Annotated in this window: 1 rRNA gene; it reads right to left on the bottom strand. The window is 57.4% G+C overall.

The features are described from left to right. A 23S ribosomal RNA gene (locus tag ABGB08_RS54315) occupies positions 1-2,474 on the bottom strand; the annotation flags it as partial.

The following is a 2,474-nucleotide window of genomic DNA, read 5'->3' as shown; positions in this document are numbered from 1 at the left end:
ATGGTCAAGTCCTCGGCCTATTAGTACCGGTCAGCTCCACACGTTACCGCGCTTCCACACCCGGCCTATCAACCCGGTCATCTACCGGGAGCCTTACCCCCTCACAGGGTGGGAGACCTCATCTCAAGACGAGCTTCCCGCTTAGATGCTTTCAGCGGTTATCCCTTCCGAACGTAGCCAACCAGCCATGCCCTTGGCAGAACAACTGGCACACCAGAGGTTCGTCCGTCCCGGTCCTCTCGTACTAGGGACAGCCTCTCTCAAGTCTCCTACGCGCGCAGCGGATAGGGACCGAACTGTCTCGCGACGTTCTAAACCCAGCTCGCGTACCGCTTTAATGGGCGAACAGCCCAACCCTTGGGACCTACTCCAGCCCCAGGATGCGACGAGCCGACATCGAGGTGCCAAACCATCCCGTCGATATGGACTCTTGGGGAAGATCAGCCTGTTATCCCCGGGGTACCTTTTAGCCGTTGAGCGACACCACTTCCACACGTCGGTGCCGGATCACTAGTCCCAGCTTTCGCTCCTGCTCGACCCGTCAGTCTCACAGTCAAGCCCCCTTGTGCACTTACACTCGAAACCTGATTACCAACCAGGCTGAGGGAACCTTTGGGCGCCTCCGTTACCCTTTAGGAGGCAACCGCCCCAGTTAAACTACCCACCAGACACTGTCCCCCACCCGGATCCACGGGCGCGGGTTAGACATCCAAAACGACCAGAGTGGTATTTCACCAATGACTCCACCATCACTAGCGTGACAGCTTCCCAGTCTCCCACCTATCCTACACAAGCCGTCCCAAACACCAATGTCAAGCTGTAGTGAAGGTCCCGGGGTCTTTCCGTCCTGCTGCGCGTAACGAGCATCTTTACTCGTAGTGCAATTTCACCGGGTCTGCGGTTGAGACAGCGGGGAAGTCGTTACGCCATTCGTGCAGGTCGGAACTTACCCGACAAGGAATTTCGCTACCTTAGGATGGTTATAGTTACCACCGCCGTTTACCGGCGCTTAAGTTCTCAGCTTCGCCCGAATCACTCCGGACTAACCGGTCCCCTTAACGTTCCGGCACCGGGCAGGCGTCAGTCCGTATACATCGTCTTACGACTTCGCACGGACCTGTGTTTTTAGTAAACAGTCGCTTCCCCCTGGCCTCTGCGACCCCCACCAGCTCAGACAGCACGTGCCCTCACCAGCAGAGGCCCCCCTTCTCCCGAAGTTACGGGGGCAATTTGCCGAGTTCCTTAACCACAGTTCACCCGAACGCCTCAGTATTCTCTACCTGACCACCTGAGTCGGTTTAGGGTACGGGCCGCCGCAACACTCACTAGAGGCTTTTCTCGGCAGCATAGGATCACCCACTTCGCCACAATCGGCTCGGCATCACACCTCAGGCTTGTGAGAGACGGATTTGCCTATCTCTCGCCCTACATGCTTACCCCGGGAACAACCATCGCCCGGGATGGGCTACCTTCCTGCGTCACCCCATCGCTTACCTACTACCAGATCAGGCCGAGCGTTCACCCACCCTGCCGCCCGAAGGCCACAGAAGAGCTAAGGACTCTTAGTATCACTGGATTCGATATGGGCGCATCACAGCGGGTACGGGAATATCAACCCGTTGTCCATCGACTACGCCTGTCGGCCTCGCCTTAGGTCCCGACTTACCCTGGGCGGATTAGCCTAGCCCAGGAACCCTTGGTCATCCGGCGCAGAAGTTTCCCACTTCTGAATCGCTACTCATGCCTGCATTCTCACTCGTGCCGCCTCCACGGCTGGATCACTCCGCCGCTTCACCGGCGACACGACGCTCCCCTACCCATCAACACACGCATGTGTCAATGCCACGACTTCGGCGGTGTACTTGAGCCCCGCTACATTATCGGCGCGGAATCACTTGACCAGTGAGCTATTACGCACTCTTTCAAGGATGGCTGCTTCTAAGCCAACCTCCTGGTTGTCTCTGCGACTCCACATCCTTTCCCACTTAGCACACGCTTAGGGGCCTTAGTCGGCGATCTGGGCTGTTTCCCTCTCGACTACGAAGCTTATCCCCCGCAGTCTCACTGCCACGCTCTCACTTACCGGCATTCGAAGTTTGGCTGACGTCAGTAACCTTGTCGGGCCCATCAGCCATCCAGAGCCCTACCTCCGGCAAGAAACACGCAACGCTGCACCTAAATGCATTTCGGGGAGAACCAGCTATCACGGAGTTTGATTGGCCTTTCACCCCTACACACAGGTCATCCCCCAGGTTTTCAACCCTGGTGGGTTCGGTCCTCCACGCAGTCTTACCCACGCTTCAACCTGCCCATGCGTAGATCACCCCGCTTCGGGTCCACAGCATGCGACTCAAACGCCCTATTCAGACTCGCTTTCGCTACGGCTCCCCCACACGGGTTAACCTCGCCACACACCATAACTCGCAGGCTCATTCTTCAAAAGGCACGCAGTCACATCACACACAACCCGAAGG

This window comes from Acrocarpospora sp. B8E8, from assembly GCF_039871605.1.
In the GTDB taxonomy this organism is placed as follows: Bacteria; Actinomycetota; Actinomycetes; order Streptosporangiales; family Streptosporangiaceae; genus Acrocarpospora; species Acrocarpospora macrocephala.
This window is presented reverse-complemented; position numbering and strand designations above follow the sequence as displayed.